Source organism: Nocardia sp. NPDC001965, from assembly GCF_053594175.1.
Genome location: NZ_JBSFDZ010000006.1, coordinates 105,360 through 120,412, shown reverse-complemented (window position 1 = coordinate 120,412; position 15,053 = coordinate 105,360). Strand labels below are relative to the sequence as shown.

Annotated in this window: 17 protein-coding genes; 7 read left to right on the top strand and 10 right to left on the bottom strand. The window is 66.3% G+C overall.

Annotated elements, in window-relative coordinates:
* Positions 1 to 35 precede the first annotated feature (35 nt).
* Positions 36 to 1,022 (top strand): GlxA family transcriptional regulator, encoded by a 987-nt coding sequence (locus ACWCPQ_RS12220; RefSeq protein WP_449897580.1) that lies wholly within the window; start codon positions 36 to 38, stop codon positions 1,020 to 1,022.
* A 9-nt stretch (positions 1,023 to 1,031) separates the two neighbouring features.
* Here ACWCPQ_RS12220 and ACWCPQ_RS12215 read toward each other — a convergent pair whose 3' ends face one another.
* Positions 1,032 to 1,337, bottom strand: coding sequence for a winged helix-turn-helix transcriptional regulator (locus ACWCPQ_RS12215; RefSeq protein WP_449897877.1), 306 nt, complete (start codon positions 1,335 to 1,337; stop codon positions 1,032 to 1,034).
* Between the two features lie 177 nt (positions 1,338 to 1,514).
* On the opposite strand from ACWCPQ_RS12215, the gene ACWCPQ_RS12210 reads away from it, so the two are divergent.
* The gene (locus ACWCPQ_RS12210; protein WP_449897578.1) at positions 1,515 to 2,393 is read left to right on the top strand and encodes an NAD(P)-dependent oxidoreductase; all 879 of its coding nucleotides are present in this window, start codon (positions 1,515 to 1,517) and stop codon (positions 2,391 to 2,393) included.
* Between the two features lie 59 nt (positions 2,394 to 2,452).
* On the opposite strand, the gene ACWCPQ_RS12205 is transcribed toward ACWCPQ_RS12210, so the two are convergent.
* Together ACWCPQ_RS12205 and ACWCPQ_RS12200 are read right to left on the bottom strand one after the other, a co-directional pair.
* Positions 2,453 to 2,980 (bottom strand): helix-turn-helix domain-containing protein, encoded by a 528-nt coding sequence (locus tag ACWCPQ_RS12205; protein ID WP_449897576.1) that lies wholly within the window; start codon positions 2,978 to 2,980, stop codon positions 2,453 to 2,455.
* Between the two features lie 155 nt (positions 2,981 to 3,135).
* On the bottom strand, positions 3,136 to 3,777 hold the full coding sequence (locus ACWCPQ_RS12200; protein ID WP_449897574.1) for a class I SAM-dependent methyltransferase: 642 nt from the start codon (positions 3,775 to 3,777) through the stop codon (positions 3,136 to 3,138).
* A 41-nt stretch (positions 3,778 to 3,818) separates the two neighbouring features.
* Here ACWCPQ_RS12200 and ACWCPQ_RS12195 point away from each other — a divergent pair, with 41 nt between their 5' ends.
* Positions 3,819 to 4,190 carry a cold-shock protein gene (locus tag ACWCPQ_RS12195; protein WP_449897571.1) on the top strand — a complete coding sequence of 124 codons (372 nt, stop codon included), beginning with the start codon at positions 3,819 to 3,821 and terminating at the stop codon, positions 4,188 to 4,190.
* Here ACWCPQ_RS12195 and ACWCPQ_RS12190 read toward each other — a convergent pair.
* Positions 4,187 to 4,696 (bottom strand): thioesterase family protein, encoded by a 510-nt coding sequence (locus ACWCPQ_RS12190; RefSeq protein ID WP_449897569.1) that lies wholly within the window; start codon positions 4,694 to 4,696, stop codon positions 4,187 to 4,189. The two genes, ACWCPQ_RS12195 and ACWCPQ_RS12190, sit on opposite strands and share 4 nt — an antisense overlap.
* An 82-nt stretch (positions 4,697 to 4,778) precedes the next feature.
* Entirely contained in the window at positions 4,779 to 5,684 is a 906-nt protein-coding gene (locus tag ACWCPQ_RS12185) for an oxygenase MpaB family protein (protein ID WP_449897567.1), read from the bottom strand.
* Positions 5,685 to 6,604: 920 nt separating this feature from the next.
* Here ACWCPQ_RS12185 and ACWCPQ_RS12180 point away from each other — a divergent pair.
* Together ACWCPQ_RS12180 and ACWCPQ_RS12175 are read left to right on the top strand one after the other, a co-directional pair.
* On the top strand, positions 6,605 to 7,693 hold the full coding sequence (locus ACWCPQ_RS12180) for an ATP-binding cassette domain-containing protein (RefSeq protein ID WP_449897565.1): 1,089 nt from the start codon (positions 6,605 to 6,607) through the stop codon (positions 7,691 to 7,693).
* A gap of 59 nt (positions 7,694 to 7,752) precedes the next feature.
* Positions 7,753 to 8,547 carry an ABC transporter permease gene (locus ACWCPQ_RS12175; RefSeq protein ID WP_449897875.1) on the top strand — a complete coding sequence of 265 codons (795 nt, stop codon included), beginning with the start codon at positions 7,753 to 7,755 and terminating at the stop codon, positions 8,545 to 8,547.
* Here the strand turns inward: ACWCPQ_RS12175 and ACWCPQ_RS12170 are convergent.
* A complete protein-coding gene (locus ACWCPQ_RS12170; protein ID WP_449897563.1) occupies positions 8,537 to 8,761 on the bottom strand; it encodes a hypothetical protein in 225 nt (74 codons plus the stop codon). The genes ACWCPQ_RS12175 and ACWCPQ_RS12170 overlap by 11 nt on opposite strands.
* Here ACWCPQ_RS12170 and ACWCPQ_RS12165 point away from each other — a divergent pair.
* On the top strand, positions 8,760 to 9,830 hold the full coding sequence (locus ACWCPQ_RS12165) for a rhomboid family intramembrane serine protease (RefSeq protein WP_449897560.1): 1,071 nt from the start codon (positions 8,760 to 8,762) through the stop codon (positions 9,828 to 9,830). The two genes, ACWCPQ_RS12170 and ACWCPQ_RS12165, sit on opposite strands and share 2 nt — an antisense overlap.
* Before the next feature lie 108 nt (positions 9,831 to 9,938).
* On the opposite strand, the gene ACWCPQ_RS12160 is transcribed toward ACWCPQ_RS12165, so the two are convergent.
* On the bottom strand, positions 9,939 to 10,355 hold the full coding sequence (locus tag ACWCPQ_RS12160) for a PH domain-containing protein (RefSeq protein ID WP_449897873.1): 417 nt from the start codon (positions 10,353 to 10,355) through the stop codon (positions 9,939 to 9,941).
* A 137-nt stretch (positions 10,356 to 10,492) separates the two neighbouring features.
* Positions 10,493 to 10,759 carry a cell division protein CrgA gene (crgA, locus tag ACWCPQ_RS12155; protein WP_063125759.1) on the bottom strand — a complete coding sequence of 89 codons (267 nt, stop codon included), beginning with the start codon at positions 10,757 to 10,759 and terminating at the stop codon, positions 10,493 to 10,495.
* Between the two features lie 165 nt (positions 10,760 to 10,924).
* Here crgA and ACWCPQ_RS12150 point away from each other — a divergent pair, with 165 nt between their 5' ends.
* Positions 10,925 to 11,566 (top strand): aminodeoxychorismate/anthranilate synthase component II, encoded by a 642-nt coding sequence (locus ACWCPQ_RS12150; protein ID WP_449897558.1) that lies wholly within the window; start codon positions 10,925 to 10,927, stop codon positions 11,564 to 11,566.
* Positions 11,567 to 11,642: 76 nt separating this feature from the next.
* Here the strand turns inward: ACWCPQ_RS12150 and pknB are convergent, their stop codons facing one another.
* Together pknB and ACWCPQ_RS12140 are read right to left on the bottom strand one after the other, a co-directional pair.
* Positions 11,643 to 13,553: a Stk1 family PASTA domain-containing Ser/Thr kinase gene (gene pknB / locus ACWCPQ_RS12145; protein ID WP_449897556.1), complete on the bottom strand. Its 1,911-nt coding sequence runs from the start codon at positions 13,551 to 13,553 to the stop codon at positions 11,643 to 11,645.
* Positions 13,550 to 15,043, bottom strand: coding sequence for a serine/threonine-protein kinase (locus ACWCPQ_RS12140; RefSeq protein ID WP_449897553.1), 1,494 nt, complete (start codon positions 15,041 to 15,043; stop codon positions 13,550 to 13,552). The genes pknB and ACWCPQ_RS12140 overlap by 4 nt, the downstream gene beginning before the upstream one ends.
* Between the last annotated feature and the right edge of the window lie 10 nt (positions 15,044 to 15,053).

The window sequence follows — 15,053 nt, the reverse complement described above, 5'->3', positions numbered from 1 at the left end:
GTCGGCCGAGTATCCACGAATCGGAGTCGCAGCATATGAGCACCCGTGAGCGCCTCGTCGTCATCGTGCTCTTCGAGCAGGTCGATCTGCTGGATATCACCGGCCCGCCGGAGGTCTTCGCACTGCTGCAGCGCGAGATGGACGAACCCACCGGCTACCGCGTGGTGCTGGCCGCCGAAACCCTCGATCCGGTAACCACTTCCGCGGGAGTCCGGGTACTGCCCGATATCACCTTCACCGAGGTCTGCGCCCGAACCATCGACACGCTGGTAGTTCCCGGCGCTGTCGAGGCCGACGAGCGACGTCGCGTCCGGGCGGTGGCCGACCCCGCGGTCGTCGAATGGGTTCGCAAGCTGGCCGGAAATACCCGTCGGGTGGCCTCGGTATGCGTCGGAGCGCATATTCTCGCCGCCGCCGGGCTGCTCGACGGCCGGCGGGCGACCACCCACTGGTCCACCGCGCGGCAGCTCGCCACCGAATATCCCGCGGTCACTGTCGATCCGGACCCGATCTTCATCCGGGACCGCGACGTCTGGACCGGAGCCGGACTGAGCGCCTGCCTCGACCTGACGCTGGCGCTGGTCGCCGATGATTTCGGTGAGGAAGCCGCGCTCGGTGTGGCCCGGCAGCTGGTCGTGTATCTGAAACGCCCGAGCGGCCAGAGCCAGTTCAGCGTTCCCCTCGAACCGGTTTCGACGACGCGGCGTATCGACGAGATCCGGCACTACATCACCCGGAATGTCACCGGGCCGCTCACCGTTTCGGCGCTGGCGGAGCATATGCACGTCAGCGAACGGCAGCTGACCCGCATCTTCAAACAGGAACTCGGCACCACTCCGGCTGCCTATATCGAACTCGCCCGCGTCGAAGTCGCCCGTAACCGGCTGGAGACCACCGACGACACCCTGGACCGGGTCGCCACGATGAGCGGGCTCAACAGTGTGGACACCCTCGCGCGTGCCTTCCGCCGGACACTGCGCACCACGCCGACCGACTACCGGAATCGATTCCGGACAGCCTGATCCGGTGGGTCAGCAGGCCACGGCGCCGAGGCGATCGCGGTGCCGGTCGCCCCATTCCTCGAGCGGCCGAAGGGCGGTGGCGAGATCTTCGCCGAGTGGGGTCAGCGAGTATTCCACCCGCGGCGGGATCTCGGGATATATCTCGCGGTGCACGACGCCGCTCGTTTCGAGCTGGCGCAGATTCTCGGTGAGGACCTTTTCGCTGACACCAGTGAGCGTCCGGCGGATCTGCCCGAACCGCTGCGGGCCCGCGCCGAGGACCCACATCAGATGCAATTTCCATTTGCCGCCGACCACATCGATGGCCAGCGACATACCGCAGACCTCATGATCCGTATCACTCGTACCGGCCACTGCGTCCTCCCGACCTCACTACGGACCTCGCGGTAAGCAACCACACCCGCAAGTGCGTTCTTCCCGACTCTACCTGCGCCGACGAGTATCGATTCCGGCGCCGAAACCATCCGAACCACTATGGAAAGGGGCATCGGTATGTCTCAGCAGGGCAGCCGTTCGGTCAGCGTTATCGGTCTGGGGCCGATGGGCCGGGCGATGGTCCGGGAGTTGCTGGCCGCCGGTACAGAGGTCACCGTCTGGAATCGCAGCAGCGGGAAGGCGGACGAGATGGTCGCGCTGGGGGCGAAACGGGCGGCGACGGTGGCCGAAGCGCTCGACGCCAACTCGGTGATCGTGCTCAGCCTGACCCACTATGCCGCCATGTACGACGTACTCGGTCAGGCCGTGGACCGGTTGCCGGGGAAGGTGATCGCGAATCTGTCGTCGGATTCGCCGGACAAGGCACGCGAGGGCGCCGCCTGGGTGCGGTCCCACGGGGCCGAATTCCTTTCCGGCGGATTCATGTCCGCGGGGGACAACATCACCCATCCGGCCTCGTATGTGTTCTACAGCGGGCCCCGGGCGGTGTTCGAGGAACATGCCGAACTCCTGCGGCCGCTGAGTCCGCAGGAGTACCTCGGTGCGGACGACGGTCTGGCGCAGGTTTTCTACCAGGCGCTGTTGATCACCTTCCATCCGTGGATGCTCGCGTTCGACCAGGCCCTGGCCGTGATCGAACGTTCGGGTCACGATATCGACCAGTTTCTGCCGTACGCGCAGCGTTCCAGCGAGGCCTATCCGTTCTTCATGGCCGAATACGCCGCGGCGGCGAAGAACGGCGGATGGGGTGACCACGCGGCGTTCGCGATGATGGATGCAGGCGCCCAGCACATCATCGACGCCAGCGAGGAGGTCGGAGTGGACGCGACACTCTCCCGCGTCGCGCAGGAATGGTGGCGCCGGGCCCGGGCTGCCAGCGAAGCGGCCGGCAAGCCGGTCTCGATCTTCGAACTGATGCGGTCCGAAGCATCCTGACCGCGTAGCGGTTTCAGCTGCTGCCCCGGAGCCGGTACCAGACCGGGGCGGTCGGCCCGCTACGCGCCGCGGCCCGGGTCGGGATTCGCCTGCCGGGCCCGCTCGGCGATTTCCTCCGCGTATTCCTGATGGCCGACGCCCGGGAGTTTGTCCAGGGTCAGACCCTCGATATCCCAGCGGGGACGGGCGTCGGCGATGAACCGGATGGCATCGCGAACGTTGCGTTCGCCGGCCGGTTTCCCGATATGCGCCGACGGGGTGTGCAACCGCAGCCAGCCGAGCAGATCGGCGGCTGTGCCCTCGATGCAGGTGGCGGTGACGATATCCTCGGCGCCGGCGGAGTCGGGGAGCAGCAGACTGGTCGGGGAGACGCCCAGGGCGACGGCGAGGGCCATCAGATCGTCGATATCGACGCGGCGCTCGCCCCGCTCGATCCGGGACAGGCCGAGCACCGGGATCGGCCGGCCCAGCGCCTCGAGCCTGCGCGCGAGATCGGCGTAGCCGAGGTTCATCCGGTTGCGGTACCGGAGGACATTCGCGCGCACAGTATCGCCCGAGGGGCCCAGCGGGTTCTTCTTGATCACCACCTGACCAGCGTTACCTATCGAAATGATCGCGTCAATTCTCATTTCGATGCGCAGAGCGGGCGGGCTGTTCGCGGGATCTCGGGCGCCGGACTATCACTTTGATGCCTATCGAAAATCTACCGAAAGCCATCATTTCGATAGATCGCTCGAACCTGTCAACTCGAGCGCGTCATCATGAGATACCCCTGCGGCGCCCGCTCCCCGTCCTCGGCCCGGCGCTCTATCCGCAGATCGGTTGTGAACCCCTGTGCTTCGAGCGCGCTCGCCAGTTCATCGATCGAGAACCGATGGAAATCCAGCGACACGGTGTGTCCGTACCCCTCGTCCAGGTGCAGGATGTCGGTGCCGACTTGGAACGCCAGCAGCAGTTTGCCGCCGGGGCGCAGCACCCGGCGGAATTCGGCGAGCACGCCGCCTCGCTCCGGCGGCGGAATGTGGATGAGCGAGTACCAGGCCACCAGCCCGGCCCGGGCGCCATCGGCGATATCGAGTGCGGTCATCGATCCCACCTCGAAGTCGATCTCCGGGAACCTTTTCCGCGCGACCGCCACCATCTCCGGGGACAGATCGATCCCGTGGACCCGGGTTCGCTGTGCCGCCAGGAACCCCGCGATACGACCCGGTCCACATCCGATATCGGCCACGAGCCCGCCGTCCCCGACGGATTCGGCGAACGCGGTGAGAACCGCACGGTCCCAGAACCTCTTCGCCATCTCGCCCTCGGCGTGTTCGGCGTAGGCAGTCGCGATCGCGTCGTAACCGGCGCGGGTTCGAGCGAGAAAACAGGATTCGGTCACGGTAGGCGACAGTAGTATCCCGGTACCGAACCGATGCGACCGTGACGTTCGCGGTGCCGGGGCGTAGCTTTGGTGGTGTCGACCCTGACGGAACGAGCGGAGAAGACCTGGTAATGCCTGCTTCGGAATACGGCGGGCCCGGGATCGACGGATCGGACTGGAGACGCGGGCGAGTGTTCTGGTTCGACTCGGAGAAGGGCTTCGGCTATATCAAACCCGACGACGGAACCGATCAGGTGTTCGTCGAATACCGGTGCATAGAGACAGACGGCTATCGCACCTTGCACGCGGGCCAGCCGGTGCTGTTCGTCAGCACCTCCCGGCCGCGCGGTCACGAGGCGGTGACGGTTCGGCCCGAGGCCGGGGCCGTGCTACCCGAGGCCGCCTCGGGTGGTGACCACGTCACGCGCTAGCGCCGGACTCCCATCGCGCCACAGATCGGCGCCGGCCAGCCCACGGCCGCCGGCGCCAGTTCGCGGTCGAGCGCGGCCACGATATCGGCGGCGAACGCGGTGGCCCGGCGGCTGCGCAGATCGACGTGGACGGCGGTGATCTCGAGGGTGCAGCTGAGCCGCCGGGTGGTGTCGTTGACCAGCAGCGCCATGGCGTGTACGACCTTGTCGGAACGGTCCACTCCGCGTACGTACACCGAGATCTCTTCGCCGATCCGGGTTTCCGCGTAGTACCGAATGTGGTGCTCGCCGGTGAAGAAACCGGCATTGCGGGCGGTGCGGTATTCGTCGGTGATGCCGACCCGATCGAAGACTCGCGTCGTGGCCGATACACACAGATCGAAATAGTGCGCGATGTTCATATGGTCGTTCTCGTCGCGGAAGGTCTCGGGGACGGTGAGCGGGCCCAGTTCCCGGGGCAGTGCCGCGACCTGGTCGTAACTGGGAATCGAAATCGCCCCGGTCATGATCACTCCTCTCGCCTCCGGCCGAGTGTATCCACGCGAAGATCGGCCCCGGATCCCAGGGATCCGGGGCCGGCACCGTTGTTCAGAGCGGTCGTACGTCGATGACCTTGCGCAGCCGGGCCTTGTCGCGCTCCAGCCGGCGGGCCTCGTAGGCGATGGGGAAGTAGCGCACCCGTTCCGGCAGCAGCGGGACCAGGCGCGCGAGGATCCAGCCGAGGATCCGCAGTTTGCGTTCGTCGGATTCGCTCCAGGTGAGACCCAGCTTCTTGCGGGCGGCCTCCGGGGTGGTGCCCACGGTGACGAAATACTGCATACGGCCGAACGGATCGCTCACTGCGCGCCACAGTGGGTGCAGGGCCCGCGGCAGTTGAGCGGGCGGTGCGACGGTCCGGATGACCTTCAGATAGTCCTTGGCGGTCTGTGTGGCCTGCAGGTGGTTCTCGACCTGATCGGTGAAGAACTTCTCGAAATCGGCGTAGGTGGCCGGGAGTTCCTTGGGGGGCACCGAGAAATTGCGCAGCAGCTGCAGGGCTTCGCGGTAGTAGTCCTCTTTCTCGGCGGCGGTGAGCGGCCGCTTCGAGAAATATTTCGCGTTCTCGGAGAACGCGAATGTACCGGTGTGCAGTACCCAGGCCCACGGGCCGCTGGACAGCGCCGTATGCCGGACACCCTCGGCATCGGTGGTGTTGAGCGTGGCGTGCATCTTGCGTAGCCGGTCGGTCTCGCCGAGCGACTCCTCGCCGCCGTAGGTCCACATCATCACCGCCGACAGACTGCGCACCGCCCGGCCGACCGGGTCGGTGCGGAAAGTGGAGTGGGCGTCGACCACCGCGGAGATCGTCGGCTCCATGGTCTGCAGGAGGAAGGCCGAGCCCGCGGTGAGAGAGAAGGTGATCAGGCCGGTTTCTTCCCAGGTCCGGGTGCCGGGACCGAATGGACGACGCTGCGCCGGAGCGTGCGTATCGATGGCTGCGACGGACGCGGTCATGCGGATCTCCCTTGATCTACTGCATCGATCTGATGAGACGATGATACTCCAAATCTCTCATCATTGCGTGAGCGACCGAGGGTGCGGCCATGGCTTGGGGAGGTATCCGGGGATGTACTGCGATTGCCGAATCGAGGTGGTATCCGCGCAGCGGAACAGCTCGGTGAATTGTGGAGGCGGGATCGGCCGGGCGGGAGCTACGGAATCCGGATATGAGAGCGGGCCTCGGCGAAGGGGGGGAGTTAGCCGAGGCCCGCGTAAGGTCGGCCCGGGGGGGAGGGGCCGACGCAAACGATCCTACGCGATATCCGGAATTTACGCGCACAAGGGGCCCAAGAGTTTCGAACTTTTCTCGGTACGGATCACAGTGTCCTGAACAGGCCGGAAACCCGTTCGGGTGATGCTTCGAATCCGTTGCCGGACAATTGAATCAACCAATTGGACCGGTGTATTCCGCCTAGCGGAACAAGTGTTTGCGTGGGTCGTCCCGGAACATGTTGCGCGGCGCTACCGTGCCCACTTGTCGGACCCTGCTGTCACTATGCCGCTGTGCACTGTGAGCATGCGCACGGCCACTCTCACTGTCGTGCTCCGGCACCGGGTCGATCGAGGCCGGATACCGAATCGAGTAGTGCGCTACGCACGATTCGGCGGCCGGTGGCGACGACCATGGAGGCCGTCGCATCTCGCCCCGGCTACCCCGAGCACAGCCGGGGCGGGGTGCGGCCCGCACTGGAGCGGGGAGGTCGCCGAAGAACCGGATAAATCGGATGAAAACGTCGGAGGCCGCGACGATACTGCACAGAGTCGGCCCGAACTGCACAGTGTCGGCCCGATTGCCGAAGCGCTCCAGGTCGGTGGCAGATCCGCTGCCGGCGATATACGACTCGTCCTCGTCACATACCCGAATCAGGAGAACCATGCCCGACGCAATAGTCGCCGAGGGTCTCGTCAAGCATTACGGCCGCCGGGTACGCGCACTCGACGGCCTCGACCTGACCGTGCCCGAGGGCACGGTCACCGCACTGCTGGGACCCAATGGAGCCGGTAAGACCACCACCGTGCGAGTGCTCACCACACTGCTGGTGCCCGATGCCGGCCGCGCCACGGTCGCCGGGATAGATGTGCTCGCCCGTCCCCGGGCACTACGATCCCGGATCGGTGCCTCGGGCCAGTACGCCGCGGTCGACGAATACCTCACCGGTTTCGAGAACCTGGAGATGGTCGGGCGGCTGTACCACATGGGTACGCGGCGAAGTAAGGAACGCGCCCGCGAGCTGCTGGACAGGTTCCGCCTCAGCGATGCCGCCGACCGCCCGGTCCGCGGCTACTCCGGTGGTATGCGCCGACGGCTCGACCTGGCCGGGGCATTGGTGGCCAATCCGCCGGTGCTGTTCCTGGACGAACCCACCACAGGCCTCGATCCCCGCGCCCGGCTCGACCTGTGGGACGTTATCGAAGAGCTCGTCGCAGGAGGCACCACCCTGCTGCTGACGACCCAGTACATGGAAGAGGCCGACCGCCTCGCCGACGCCATCGCGGTGATCGACCGGGGACAGGTGATCGCTCGCGGTACCGCCGACGAACTCAAGAGCACGGTCGGCGGCGACCGGATCGAGTTGACCGTCGATCATGTCGACAATCTGGCGTTGGCGCAGCAGGTGCTGACACCGCTGGCCGACGGCGATATCCATCTCGAACCGGGGTTGCGGCGGCTGGTGGTTCCGGTGAGCGACGGTTCCCAGGCGTTGGTCGCCGCCATCGGCCGGCTGACCGACGAAGGGGTGAAGATCCAGGACGTGGGCCTGCGTCGGCCGTCGCTGGACGATGTGTTCCTCACTCTCACCGGGCACGAGGCCGAGGAATCCGCGGCGGGCGGCGGCGAGTACGAGCAGGACGGACAGTCCGGCGGCGCCGGGCGGCCGCAGGGTCCGGGCGGAACCGGCGGAGATGCCGGCGCCTTGCGTGCGATGGAAGCAGTCGAAGCATTGGAAGGGAAGAGCAGATGACCGCGCTGGCCACCGTCGGCGATATCGGGGAGAACCCCACCCTTGTCGACCGGCTGTCCATGGTGCTCAGCGACAGCCTGACCGTCACCAAGCGCAATGTGATCAAGATAAAGCGAGTACCGGATGTGCTGATCTTCAGCACGCTCTCGCCGATCATGTTCGTGCTGTTGTTCGCCTATATCTTCGGCACCGCGATAAAGGTGCCCGGCATGGAGGGCGGCTACCGCGAATTCCTGATCGCCGGCATCTTCGTGCAGACGGTGGTGTTCGGGTCCACCTTCACCGGGCTCAGCCTGGCCGAGGATATGCAGAAGGGAATCATCGATCGCTTCCGCTCGCTGCCGATGGCCCCGGCGTCGGTGCTGATCGGGCGCACCGTCAGCGATGTGGTGATCAACGTGGTCAGCCTCGTGGTCATGTCGCTGACCGGACTGGTGGTCGGTTGGCGGATCCGCGGGTCGGTCCTGGACGCGATCCTCGCCTACGCACTGCTCCTGCTCTTCGCCTACGCGATCTCCTGGATCATGGCGGTCGTCGGGCTCATCGTTCGTACTCCCGAGGTGTTCAACAACGCCAGCTTCATGGTGATCTTCCCGCTGACCTTCCTGGCGAACACCTTCGTCCCGATGAACGAACTGCCCACACCGCTGCGCGTGTTCGCGGAATGGAATCCGGTATCGGCGCTCACCCAGGCGTCACGCGAACTGTTCGGCAACGCGGTCCCGGCCACGCAGGGACCGACAGCCTGGTCCATGCAGCATCCGGTGGCGACCACATTGATCTGGGTGGTCATCATCCTGGCCGTATTCGTACCGCTGGCCCTGCGGCAGTACCGCAGGACCGTCAGTCGCTGAGGACGGTCAATCCACCGGTGGTTCCGGACTCGTCCGGAGCTTCCGGGGCCCCGTTGCGCGTGTAACCGATCCGGGGTGGGGCGGGCGCCGGTTCCGGCGGTTGCGGGCGCTTACTGCGTACCAGCCACGCGGTACCGCCTGCCGCCGCCACCGCGGCGGCAGCCAGCAGCCGATAACGCGAACGACCGGATGGACGCAGTGGCCTCGAGCTCATGGCACAACTCTGGCACAGCCCGGCGGATAACGCAGATCGGCAGGTCAGAGCATCGGCCTCGGGCCCGATCCCGCGACCGGCGCCCGACCGGCCGCCCGGGCTCGTGGCACGATGGGCACGTGAGTACGACACGCCCGGCCCGGCCGGGAGCGCGCTGTGGAACGAGTTCGGCGATGCCGCGGAGCCCGCGGTGAACCCCCAGGAACCCTCGCCCCCGGTCCAGGTCTGTGTCCGCCACACCGACCGGCCGACCGGACTGTCCTGCACCAGATGCGGTCGGCCGGCCTGTCCGGAATGCCTGCGTCCGGCGTCGGTCGGTCAGCACTGTGTCGACTGCCTGCGGGCCGATCAGCGCAGCACCCCGCCGGTGCGGACCGTATCGGGCTCGGTCGCCGCGCGTAGTTCGGTGCCGTTCGTCACCTACACCCTGATCGCCCTCAATATCATCGTCTACGCCGTCACCGCGGCGCAGTCGCGCAGCCTGATGAGCAACGAACGCGGATCGGGGCTGTTCGTCGATTGGGTCATGTATCCGCCGGCGGTGGCCGGAGGCGACTGGTTCCGAGTCGTCGGTTCCGGGTTCCTGCACTACGGGCTGATCCATCTGCTGCTCAATATGTTCGCGCTCTACATAGTCGGTCGCGATATCGAACTGGTGCTCGGCCGCGCTCGCTATCTGGCGGTGTACCTCATCTCGCTGCTCGGCGGATCGGCCGCGGTGATGCTGCTGGCCCAGAACAGTCTCACCGCGGGAGCCTCCGGTGCGGTCTACGGTTTGTTCGGCGCGATCACCGTCATCCTGATCCGGTTGCGGCAGAACCCGAACAACATGCTGATCCTGATCGCGATCAATGTCTTCATCAGCTTCTCGTTGCCCGGTATCTCGCTGTGGGGTCACCTGGGCGGTCTCGCCGCGGGCACACTGGCCACCCTCGGGATCATGTTCCTGCCCGCTTGGGTACGGGCCCGGACACCGGAGCGAGCCCGGCTGGTCGGTGTGGTCGCACTCGTGGCGCTGGCCGTGGTGGCTGTGACGGTGATCGTGGTGGCCGCCGGGTCGTTGCGCTGAGCTGCGCCGTGGCGTTCGGCCCGACGTTCTTCGATGGCCGTCGGCCGGACCTGTGTTCTACGTGAAACATACCGACGCGCATCCGGACTCCGGCCGGACCGGGACCGATCAGTGTGCGGAGCTTCCGCGCAACCGCAGTTGGGTGCGCAGGGTGTCGTAGACATCCTCGGGGCTCGTACCCAGATCCCAGCGTCCGAAGATCAGTAGTCGTTCGGTTCCGAGATGATCGACGTCGATCTCCAGCATCGGCGATTTCCGGCCGAGCCGGCGGTAGCCCACCACTCGGGCCCGCAGGATCTGGTCACGGGTGTATTCGGTGACACCGGTGAGCGTGCGCAGTACCAACATCGGATTATCGCCGGGCACTACGGCCAGTCTTGGCCGCTGCCGCAGTCCGAGCGCCGCGAGCCCGACGAGAACCAGAGCGGCAACACCCAGCAGGAATTTACCGGGGACCTCGGTCGTCAGTACTGCCGCGACGGCCAGAACCACTCCACCCCCGGCTGCGGCGATCAACGCCGGCATGGGTGTTGTCCAGGCAAGACGCGGTTCGGTGCCCTCGGGCTGCACGCGGTGTCCTCCCATTCCGTATGGAGAGTTATCCACAGGGTTATCCACAGGTGTGCATTAATTACACCGGTGTAATCCCGGGTGCAATGCCGCTAGCGCCACCGCATGGTCATGATCAAACCGACCACCATCAGCCCGAATCCGATCAGGAAGTTCCAGGCATTGAGGTTGCTCATCCAGCTGATCTGATCGGCCGCGAGGTAGTAGACCAGCAGCCACACCAGCCCCGCGAGCATGAAGCCGAGCATGATGGTGACGTACCAGACAGGCGATGGACCGACAGCCTTCACCTTCACCGGCGTACGGCTGGCGGGGTTGATCGTGTAGTCGGTCTTCTTCCGGACCTTCGACTTGGGCATGATGTCCTCGTGTTCAGCGTGCAGGTCGTGCTCCAAGGCTATCCCACCAGGTAATCGGTGTGATGCCCAGCGGCCGAACCGCATGTCCCGGGCAGGTCGGGGCGCGCATACCGCCATCGCGGGCCGGGCCGGGTGCTCCGGCGGGCGAACACGTAATCTTTGGGCATGCGTGTACTGGTCGTCGACAACTACGACAGCTTCGTGTTCAACCTGGTGCAGTACCTCGGCCAGCTGGGCGTCGAGGCAGTGGTCTGGCGCAACGACGACCCCGAACTGGCCGATCCAGGTGCCGTGGCCGGTGATTTCGACGGAATACTGATCAGCCCCGGCCCCGGCACCCCCGAACGTGCCGGCGCCAGCATCGACCTGGTGCGTGCCTGCGCCGACCACGGCACCCCGCTGCTGGGCGTATGTCTCGGACACCAGGCCATCGGCGCGGCGTTCGGCGCCACGGTGACCCGGGCCCCGGAGCTGCTGCACGGTAAGACCAGCTCGGTGTTCCATATCGGCACCGGGGTCCTGGCCGGACTACCCGATCCGTTCACCGCGACCCGCTACCACTCGCTGACCGTCGTGGAGAAAACGCTGCCGCCCGAATTCGATGTCATCGGCCGCACCGAGACCGGGATCGTGATGGCGCTGCGCCACCGCGAGCTGCCGATCCACGGGGTGCAGTTCCATCCGGAATCGGTACTCACCCAGGGCGGTCACCGGATGCTGGCCAACTGGCTGGAGGTTTGCGGCGCGCGGCCCGAGGAAGGGCTCGTGCAGCTGCTGGAGTCCGAGGTGGCTTCGCTGGCCGTCTGACGAACGAGAAACCGGGCGGCCTTCACGGCCGCCCGGTTCCGGTTGTCCGGCTCGCCGGGGTGCACCCGGCGGTGGATCAGGGTGGTCCCAGCGGAAGTACGCCGGTGTTCACCGTCACCGTCGTCGACGACGGCACCGTGGTCCCGGCGGAAGGTTGCTGGCTGAGTACCTTGCCCGCCTGATCGGAGTTCAGCGTGATCTGGGTGATCTGCCGGACCTGGTTCACGCTGCCCTGCCAGCCGCTTTCGCGCAGTTTGTCCACCACCTCGGCAGCCGTCAGACCGACCAGGTTCGGCATCGAGATGCGATCGCTCTGTGCCACCTGGACCGTCACGGTGGAACCTTCGTCGGCGGTCGAACCACCCGACGGGCTGGTCGACAGCACCTCGCCACGCGGCCGGGCGGACTGGACCTGCTCGACCACGATCTTGAATCCGGCACCCTCCAGATTCGGCTGCGCCACGTCGATCAGCTGGCCGACCACATCCGAAACCCGGATCTGCTTGGGACCGGTACCGATGGTCAGGGTGATCTGACTGCCCGCGTCCATCTCAATCCCGGGCGAGGGATCCTGACCGATCACCTTGTCCTTGTCCTGTGCACTGGACGGTTCCTGCTTGACCTCGGGGTTGGCTTGCAGACCGACGTTGTTGAGTTCCTGTTCGGCATCCTGCTGCGAGAAGCCGGCGAGCTTGGGAACCGGCACCTGCTGCGGTCCGGTGGACACATGCACGGTGATGGTGCTGCCCTCATCGGCTCGCGAGCCGCCCAACGGCTGGGTAGTGATCACATTGCCCGCACTGATCTTGCCGTCGGGCTTCTCCTGGATCGCGACATCGAAACCGAGCGAATCGAGTTTTTGCTCGGCCTCGCTCGCGGTGGTGTTCGACAGATCCGGGACGGCCACCTGGTCGGGTCGGCTACCGGGACCGATGAGCATCCAGAAAAGCCCGAACGCCGCCACCAACGCGGCGACCACACCGGCCGCGATATAGGCGTTCCGGCGGGAGGACCCCCCGGAACCGTCTCCGTAGTCGTCGTAACCGTCGTCTTCGTCACCCCGGCGATACCCGCGACCGGCGCCGTCCGCGGGACCGAGCATGGTGGTGCGGTCCTCGTCGGTCATCACCATGGGCGCGCCGGGTTTCTGGCCACCCAGTACCCGGATCAGATCCGCCCGCATCTCCGCGGCGCTCTGGTAGCGGTTCGCCGGATTCTTGGCCATGGCCTCGAGCACGACCGAATCCAGCTCCCGCGGCACCCCCTCGTAGACGAGCGAGGGCAGGCGGGGATCTTCCCGGACGTGCTGATAGGCGACCGCCACCGGCGAATCACCCGTGAAAGGGGGCTGCCCGGTGAGGATTTCGAACAGCACGCAGCCGACCGAGTACACATCCGATCGGGCATCCACGGTCTCGCCGCGCGCTTGCTCCGGCGACAGATACTGCGCCGTGCCGATCACGGCCGCGGTGGCGGTCATCGGGTTGGCGGCATCGGCGATCGCGCGTGCGATACCGAAATCCATGACCTTCACCGCGCCCGCACGGTTGATCATGATGTTGGCGGGCTTCATATCGCGGTGCACGATCCCGGCCTTGTGGCTGAAATCGAGTGCGGCGCACACATCGGCGATGACCTCCATCGCGCGCCGGGGCGCGATCGGGCCTTCGTTGCGCACGATATCGCGCAACGTATCGCCGTCCACGTACTCCATCACGATGAACGGCAGCGGACCGCCGTCGATCTCGGCCTCACCCGTGTCGTATACCGCGACGATCGCCGGATGGTTCAAGGCCGCGGCATTCTGCGCCTCACGCTTGAAGCGCAGATAGAACGTGGGATCCCGGGCCAGGTCGGCGCGCAGCACCTTGATCGCCACATCGCGGTTGAGTCGTAGATCGCGCGCTTTGTGGACCTCGGACATGCCGCCGAACCCGATGATCTCGCCCAGCTCGTAGCGAGAGGAGAGATTCTTCGGGGTCGTCATGGTTGTCCTTGCGGATTATGGGCCGGCGCACCGTTGCTGATGTGGTCCCCCGGGAAGGGGATGTCGATCGTCGGGACCGGCGGGCGGCGACGCGTGGTGGTCTCCTCTTCCTCGTCGGTGGTCTCTTCGCTGGCCGTCGTCTCGGTGGTGCTCGGAGCGGCCGATGTCGTGGTCGGCGGCTGCGTGGTCGTGGTGGTCGACGGCGGCTGCGTGGTCGTGGTGACCGGCGGCGGAGTGGTGGTGTTCTCCGGGGTCGGCGTCCAGACCGGGGGTTCGGTCACCTCGTAGGTGGTGGTGACCGGCGGCGGTAGCTGACGGGTGGTGGGGGCCGTGGACGACGTGCCGGCCGGCACGGTTCCGTCCGGGTTGGTGTCACCACCGAACAACAGCCACAGCACGGCACCACCGAGCAGCAGCGCGCCGATGCCCAGCGCGATCATCCACTTCTGGTTCTTGTTGAGAACTCCACCCGCACCGTCGCGGTACCCGTCGTCGCCGGGATCGTTCACGCCGCGGTCCATCGAGGTGGCCGGCCCGGCAGCCATAGCGGCAGGTGGCGTGTTGTACTGCACGGTCGCGGTTTCGTCATAACCCGGAAGCGGCGCCGCGATCACACTGGTGGGCCCGGCTGCGGCGAGGTTGCGGGGCGGGGGCGGGCGGCGGCCGGAGCGTACCGCGGCGACCGCATCGGCGAATTCGCCGCCGTCGGCGTACCGATGGGACGGATCCTTGGCCAGCGTTATCTCGACCAGTTCCCGCACGTTGGGCGGTAGATCGGTGGGCATCGGCGGGGGCACGTCGCGGACATGCTTCATCGCCACGGTCAGCGCGCCGTCACCGGTGAACGGCCGCTGGCCCGCCAGCGCCTCGTATCCGACGACACCGAGGGAATACACATCGCTGGCCGCGGTGGCGTCCTCACCGACCGCCTGCTCGGGCGCGATGTACTGCGCCGTTCCCATCACCATGCCGGTCTTGGTCACCGGCGAGGCGTCCACCGCCTTGGCGATACCGAAATCGGTGATCTTCACTTGTCCGGTGGGGGTGACCAGGATATTTCCCGGTTTCACATCGCGGTGCACCACACCGGCCAGATGTGCCACCTGTAGTGCGCGGCCGGTCTGCTCCAGCATGTCCAGGCCCTGGGCCACCGACAGGCGGCCGAGCCGGTTCAGCACGGTGTTGAGCGGTTCTCCCTGGACCAGCTCCATCACCAGGTAGGCCGTCTCGCCACCCTGGGGATCGTAGGTTTCGCCGTAGTCGTAGATACCCGCGATCCCGGAATGGTTCAGGATCGCGGTGGTCTTGGCCTCGGTGCGGAACCGGTGCCGGAAGGTCGGATCCGCCGAGAACTCGGACTTGAGGACCTTGACCGCCACCCGGCGATCCAGCCGGGTGTCCAGGGCTTCCCAGACCTGGCCCATCCCACCGGTGGCGATAAGTCGCTGCAGCCGGTAGCGGTCCGCGATCATCGCGCCGTTTGTCAGCATCGGGTTCCCC